Here is a 6,845-nt window from a genome sequence, read left to right on the forward strand (position 1 = left end):
TGTCTTGACGCGGGTCAACCCTGCCTGTGCCGTACGCGCACGCATTGAAACGAGCTCAGCGCGGACAGCCGCGATCCTCCCGCCAATGCGCGCCCAGCGAATGCCGACGCAGGCGCATCGCACGCAGCAGCGCCTTGGCCAGCCGGGCCTGCCAGCCGGCCTCGGCCAGCGCCGCGCAGGCCCGCCATGCATCGCGCAGGGCGCGGGCCTCGCGCACCGGACCGGCCGCCTGCCACAGCAGCGCGTGCAACGCCGTGAGCTGGGCGGGCGGCAGGCTTTCGCCGCGCTCGACCACGCGCAGCCGGCCGCGGCCTGGCTCCGGCACCGGGGCATTCGCCAGCAGCTCACCCAGCCGGCGGCCGCCCAGCACGCCTTCGAGCAGCGAATTGCTGGCCAGGCGGTTGGCGCCGTGCACGCCGTTGCAGGCCACCTCGCCCACCGCGTAGAGCCCCGGCACGCTGGTGCGGCCGTCCGCATCGGTGGCCAGCCCGCCCATGTGGAAATGCGCCGCCGGCGTCACCGGCAGCGCATCGCGGCGGGGGTCGAAGCCGTGCGCAAGGCATGCCGCCAATACGGTGGGAAAACGCCGCGCCCAGTCGCCGTCCACACCGGTGGCGTCGAGCCAGACCCGCCCACCCGCGGCCTGCTCCGCGGCCACGCGCCGCGACACCACGTCGCGCGGCGCCAGGTCGCCGAGCGGATGCACCCCCGCCATCAGCGCGTGACCGCCGCCATCATGCAGGCGGGCACCGGCACCGCGCAGCGCCTCGGTGATCAGCGGCAGGCAATGGCCCGGCACGTCGAGCGCGGTGGGATGGAATTGCACGAACTCCAGGTCGCGGGCCGCGGCCCCTGCCGCCAGGCCCAGCGCGAGGCCGGCGCCATCGGCACCCGGTGGATTGCTGGTGCGCGCATACAAGGCGCCGATGCCGCCGGTAGCCAGCACCACGACCGACGCCTCGATCCGCTCACGGCGACCGCGCTCGTCGCGGGTGCGCACGCCCGCCACGCGCCCCTCACGCAGCAGCAGGCCATCGACATCGACGCCGCCGCGCCACTGCACGTGCGCGGCCTCCTGCACCCTGGCGCGCAAGGCGTAGACCAACGCGGCGCCGCTGGCATCGCCGCCGGCGTGCACGATGCGCGCCGTGCTATGGCCCCCTTCGCGACCCAACTGCAGGCAGCCCTGTGCATCGCGATCGAACACCACGCCCTGCGCCTGCAGCCACGCGATCGCCGCCGGCGCCCCGGCCGCCAGCCACTGCACCATCGCCACATCGTTGTGCTGCGCACCGGCGACCAGCGTGTCGGCGGCATGCGCTGCCGCGCTGTCGCGCGGATCGAGCGCCGCAGCGATGCCACCCTGGGCCAGCGCGCTGGCGCTGCCGCGGCCATCGTGGGCGCGGCACAGCAGCCGCACCGGCGCCGGCGCCATGGCCAGCGCCGTGGCCAACCCGGCCGCACCGCCACCCACCACCACGATCGGCAGCTGTGCGTGCCTCATACGCTTTCGCGCCGTCCGATCGCCAGCATGCGTTCCAGCGCTGCGCGCGCTCGCACGCTGACGTCGGCGGGGATCTCGATCGCATGCCGCAGGTCGCGCAGGCAGGCGTAGATGTTCTGCAGGGTGATCCGCTGCATATGCGGACACAGGTTGCACGGCTTGATGAATTCGGTCTGCGGGAACTGCGACTTGAGGTTGTCGGCCATCGAGCACTCGGTGATCATCGCCACCCGGGCCGGCTTCTCGCGCGCCAGCCACTTGCCCATGGCGGTGGTGGAGCCGACGAAATCGGCCTCGGCCAGCACTTCGGGCGAGCATTCGGGATGCGCCACCACCCTGGTGCCGAACTGCTCGCGCACATGCCGCACTTCCTGCGCGGTGAAGCGCTCGTGCACCTCGCAGCGGCCGTGCCACAGGATGATCTCCACCTGGGTCTGTTTCGCCACGTGTTTGCCGAGGAACTCGTCGGGCAGAAAGATCACCTTCGGCGTGCCCATCGCCTCCACCACCTGCACCGCGTTGGCCGAGGTGCAGATCGCATCGGATTCCGCCTTCACCGCGGCCGAGGTGTTGGCGTAACTGACCACCGGCGTGCCGGGGTGCTGCGCGCGCAGCGCACGCACGTCGGCGGCGGTGATCGAAGAAGCCAGCGAGCAGCCGGCTTCGAGATCGGGAATCAGCACGGTCTTGTGCGGCGCCAGGATCTTCGCCGTCTCGGCCATGAAGTGCACGCCGCACAGCACGATCAGATCGGCCTCGCACTCGGCTGCCGCCTGCGCCAGGCCCAGCGAGTCGCCGGTCACGTCGGCCACGCCGTGGAAGATCTCCGGCGACTGGTAGCTGTGCGCCATGATCACCGCGCCGCGTTGCTTCTTCAGCTTGTTGATCGCGTCGATCCACGGCAGGTGCAGCGGAATCTCCAGGCACGGCACCAGCGGTTCTAGGCGCTCGGCCAGCGCGGCGTATTCGTGTTCGAGCTCGTCGCGCCAGACTGGCACGGGCAGGGTTGCGGAGGCACTCATGCTGATTGCTTTTCGAAGGATGAAAACGAACGGCTCAGGCGGTGGCGACGTGGCAGGCGGGTACGACGCGCTGCCGCAGAGGTTACACCGCCGACCGCATGCGGTGCGGCGGAAGCATCATGTTGGAAGTTGGGCCACGCATGCTGGGCGGCATCATGGCCGGCGTGGGCAGGCGCACGCCTTGACCCATGTCAACCACTCTGCCCGACGACGGCGAGCGCCTGCGCCGCCGGCAGCACCTCGGCGGCGTACAGCCGCTGCGCCTCGTGCGGATCGAAATCGGCGTGCTGGCGTTTCTTCACGCCATGCTCGGAGAGCACCACGTGGGTGTCGGCCACCACGCCCGCGTTGGCGAGGCAGGCCGAAACGCACTTCAGCACGCAGCCGTCCAGCGCCAGGATGCACCGCCCGCTCCGCGCCGTGCGCACCAGCCCGGTGACGCCGCCGCCGACGCCAGCGATGCAGGACATCTCGGCAATGCCGGCGCGATCGAGTCGCAGCGCCAGGTGATTGGCCATCTGCGCCGCGCTGGAGCAACCGGAACAGGAATAGACGAGTGGCAACTTGGCACTCATGGGCGAGGCTCCACGGTCGACAGGAAATGATTCGCGCGCCGGCGCACGCCACGCAGCGTCCACCACGCGCAGCCCCACGCCAGCACCAGCGCCAACCCGGCGACACGCGCCAGCCACGCCGACGGCCAGCACGCAGCCATCGGCAACAACAGCAGCGGCAGCTGCGCCAGCAGCACGCGGTTCTTCTCGTGCACCGGCAGCAGCCGCTGCACGCCAGGCAGCTGCACGCCGCGGCCGATGCGCCGATGCAGCTCGATCCAGCCGATGAAGGGCACGATCTCCAGCATCATGCCGCTGACCAGCAGCGGCAGCGCGACGCCCAGCCCCAGCGCGCCGGCCAGCATACCACCGCGCACGTCCGCGGGCAGCGCCAACGCGGCCAGCGCCAGCATCGCCAGTCCCGCGCGCCAGCTCCACAGCAGCGGCCCGCGGCGCGGCCGCGGCGCCCGCCATTGCAGCCACAGGCCGGCAACGGCGAACAGCAGCCCCAGCAGCACCACCGTGCCGAGCAGCCAGGCACCAGCGCCACCGGCCAGACGCCAGCCGGCAGCGCCGAACAGCGCAAGCACCGCGCTGCCCAGCCACGCCGCCTGCACCGGTTCGCGCAGCGTGCCGGTACCCTGGAACATCGGCATTACCACCCGCGCCACGGTGGCCATCAGCACGACCACCCAGCCCAGCACGCCCCAGCCCGCATGCACATCGGCGAGCGCCGCCAGCGGCAAGTCCAGGTCGCCGGCCAGCCCCAGCGCCAGCAGGCCGCCGAGCAGTGCGGTGAGCACGGCAAAACCGATCGCCACGCCGAAGCCCGCGCGCAGCAGGCGCTGCCCGGCTGCCGCCAGCAGGCCGGGCACGGTCATCGCCGCCAGCAGCACGAAGGCCAGCGGCAGCAGCACCGCCGCGACGATCAAGGCGACATGCCAGCCCTGGTGCAGGCCCGCCACCAGCAGCAGCACACCGAAATTGAACAGCCCATGCAGCCACGGCCCCAGCGTCGCGCTGCCGCGCACCCGTACGCCGGCGGCGGCGGGCAGGAACTGCAGCACGCTGCCGAGCATCGCGTTGCCGAGCACGCCGAGCGTGAACACATGCACCAGCGCCAGCGTGGCCGGACTCCAGCGCATGCGCAACGCCGCGTCGCCATCGACGATCAGCAGCACGCCGGCCAGCATGCCCCAGCATGGCGCGCCGAGCAGGAAGCGCCGCGGCAGTGAAGGCGCCGGCGCCTGTTCAAGCCGAAGCTGCGTCATCACCGTCCGGGCAACGGATCAGCACGCGCGCTCCGCCGGTCGGCAAGGCAAACGCCGTCGCCCGCAGGCCGCGCGATTCCAGTGCGTCGAGCAACGGCGTCGGCAGCAGCGGGGTAAGCACCTGCACTGCCTGGCCCGGCAGCAAGGCATCGGCGGCGGCCAGCGCACGCAGCATCGGCTCCGGCGAGGGCAGCCAGCGCAGGTCGAGTTCGGGCAGCACCGCGTCGTCGGGGCGGCGTGGTAGGGAAGGCTTCGCTTGCATGGCATCATCTCAATCCAGTGACGTTGCGGGCGCGCTGACCTGGATCAACACGCCCATGCGCAGTGCGACTTCGTTCAACGTGCGCCGGCCAGTGTCTGCTGGCCGCGCCACTCCAGTTGCAGCCAAAGCTTGGCGCTGTCGCGGCCGAACCCGTCGGCGCGATAGTCCGCTACCTTCAGCAGGCCGCTGAGGCCCCGCGCCAGCGGAAACGCCAGCGAGGCATTCCACTCGCTGCCGTAGCGACCGCCGCGGTCGGCGCGGTAGTCGTGGTATGCCACCGCCCAGCCCAGCTTGCTGGCCGTGCCATGACGACCGAAGTTGCCGTTGACGCCGACGTAGCGATCCTCCAGACCGCCGGCCGGAGTCACGCCGAACTGGTCGTCCCAGCCGTTGAACGCGTGCAGCGTGGCCAGCGGCGTCTGCAGCGCATGCCGGCCGTTGCCGCCCAGATGTTCCCAGCCCAGCTTCGCGGTGATCCCGGACTGGGTCCAGCTCGGTTCCAGCAGCCAATAGCTGTGCGCGAAGCGCTGCGGGTTGTTGGCGTAGTCATATTGACGCGCCCCCTCCAGCGTCCAGCCGAGGCCGTTGCCTTGGCGCAACGCCTTGCCTCTCCAGCGGACGCCGTAGGTGGCGCTGGAGGCGCTGGCCACGTCGCGGTCCTCGTGCAGGTAGGCATAACCCGTCCACTGCTGTGCGTCCCGAGCCCACGCCAGATTGAGCAGATGGGTGTTCAACTTGCGCTCGCGCGCGAGCGGGTTCAGCGCATCGCGGCCGGCTACCCGGTGCACGCGGTCAAGCCAGTCGTAACGCACCGTCAACGCCGCCAGCGGCTGCCAGCGCAACTCGACCGCATCGAAGGTCTGTTCGTGCTGGCGCCAGCCCACGTTGCCGACCCAGCGCTCGTTGTCCAGCAGCAGCCGTTGACGACCGGCGGTGGCACCGAACCGGTCGCCCTGCCAGCGCAACCAGTACTGGTTGAACTCGCCGCCGCGCGGATCGGTCACCGCCGGATACGAAGTACGGCCATTGGCACCGCTGTTGTAGTGGTCGCCGGCACTGGCCACACCGGCGCCCTCGACCAGTCCGCTCCAGCCGTGCCCGAACTCGCCATGCAGGCCGAGGCGCAGGCGCAAGGTGTCGGCCCGGGCATCGCGCGCGAACGCGTCGTCGTCGATCTGCTCGTGGCGCAGGCGGGCATCCCACTCCAGTTGCCATGATGGTTCGGCCGATGCGGCCGGCCCACTGGCGTTGCCGGTCCCGCCGGCCGCCCAGGCCGGCGCGGCCAGGATCGTGAGCAGGCAGGCGGCCGAAAGATGATTGCGTGCATGGTGCATGGTATCGCTCCCTTGTGGTCGGCGGCAGTCTCGGGGCGTGCACTCGCGCCCAAGTTGACTCCGGTCAATCGCCACCGATGCCGGCTGCCGCTGTGACAACGCGCCGCGGCTGTGCGCCGCAAGCAAACGACAACGCCGGCCACAAGGACCGGCGTTGCTTCTTGCAGTTTCTCGTTTGGACGTCTTTACCTCCATACGATGCCTATTGCGACGAGCCCGATCAGTGCGCGGGCGCCGCGGCTGCCGGCGCTTCGGCGCGTGCCTTGGCGACTTCTTCCTTGCTGATCTGCCCGCCCGGGTTGCCCCAGCTGTTCAGCACGTAGGTCAGGATGTTCGCCACCTCGTCGTCATTGAGCTGGCTCATCGGCGGCATCACCGAGTCGTACTCGTGACCGTTCACCGTGACCTTGCCGGTCAGGCCGTGCGTCACGATGGTCATCGCCCGCTTCGGGTCGGCCGCCAGGTAGTCCGACTTGGCCAGCGGCGGGAACACGTTCGCCAGGCCTCCGCCGTTCGCCTGGTGGCATACCGAGCAGGTGCCGGTGAACAGCTGCTTGCCCGCCGCGATCTGCTCCGCCTTGGTCAGCGTGCCGGCCGCATGCGCCTGCGCCGCGGTGGTCACCGCCTTCAGGTTCGGCTCCGAACGGTCGCCCAGGTACACCGAGTCGACTTCCTTGCCCGAGTAGATCGTCTTGTCTTCCGGGCCGTCCACCTTGAGGATGCCCAACGCGCCCTTGTTGAATGCGCGGAAGATCGAGTGGTCGACCAGCACGTAGCTGCCCGGCACATCGGTGTGGAACTCCACCATCGCCGCACCGCCAGCCGGGATCAGCGTGGTCTGCACGTTGTGCTGCGCCACCGTGCCGCCTTCGGGCTGCACCTTGTCGAAGATCTCGCC

At 70.6% G+C, this 6,845-nt stretch carries 7 protein-coding genes; all 7 read right to left on the bottom strand.

Annotation, left to right across the window (positions count from 1 at the left end; genetic code table 11):
• Nucleotides 1-55: 55 nt before the first annotated feature.
• Nucleotides 56-1,504, bottom strand: a complete 1,449-nt coding sequence (locus AC3WTD_RS09420) for an L-aspartate oxidase (RefSeq protein ID WP_235642354.1) — start codon at nt 1,502-1,504, stop codon at nt 56-58.
• Complete coding sequence (gene nadA / locus AC3WTD_RS09425; RefSeq protein WP_492613626.1) at nt 1,501-2,526, bottom strand: quinolinate synthase NadA; 1,026 nt, start codon at nt 2,524-2,526, stop codon at nt 1,501-1,503. Before nadA ends, AC3WTD_RS09420 begins: the two co-directional genes overlap by 4 nt.
• Before the next feature lie 191 nt (nt 2,527-2,717).
• Entirely contained in the window at nt 2,718-3,101 is a 384-nt protein-coding gene (locus tag AC3WTD_RS09430) for a putative zinc-binding protein (protein WP_027491894.1), read from the bottom strand.
• Nucleotides 3,098-4,351: a hypothetical protein gene (locus tag AC3WTD_RS09435; RefSeq protein ID WP_492613627.1), complete on the bottom strand. Its 1,254-nt coding sequence runs from the start codon at nt 4,349-4,351 to the stop codon at nt 3,098-3,100. The genes AC3WTD_RS09430 and AC3WTD_RS09435 overlap by 4 nt, the downstream gene beginning before the upstream one ends.
• Nucleotides 4,332-4,613, bottom strand: coding sequence for a DUF2249 domain-containing protein (locus AC3WTD_RS09440; protein WP_492613628.1), 282 nt, complete (start codon nt 4,611-4,613; stop codon nt 4,332-4,334). Before AC3WTD_RS09440 ends, AC3WTD_RS09435 begins: the two co-directional genes overlap by 20 nt.
• A gap of 74 nt (nt 4,614-4,687) precedes the next feature.
• On the bottom strand, nt 4,688-5,947 hold the full coding sequence (locus AC3WTD_RS09445) for an alginate export family protein (RefSeq protein ID WP_492613629.1): 1,260 nt from the start codon (nt 5,945-5,947) through the stop codon (nt 4,688-4,690).
• Nucleotides 5,948-6,167: 220 nt separating this feature from the next.
• On the bottom strand, nt 6,168-6,845 hold a 678-nt coding region (locus AC3WTD_RS09450), incomplete at its 5' end, for a c-type cytochrome (RefSeq protein WP_492613630.1).

The organism is Rhodanobacter sp. FW106-PBR-R2A-1-15 (genome assembly GCF_058789735.1).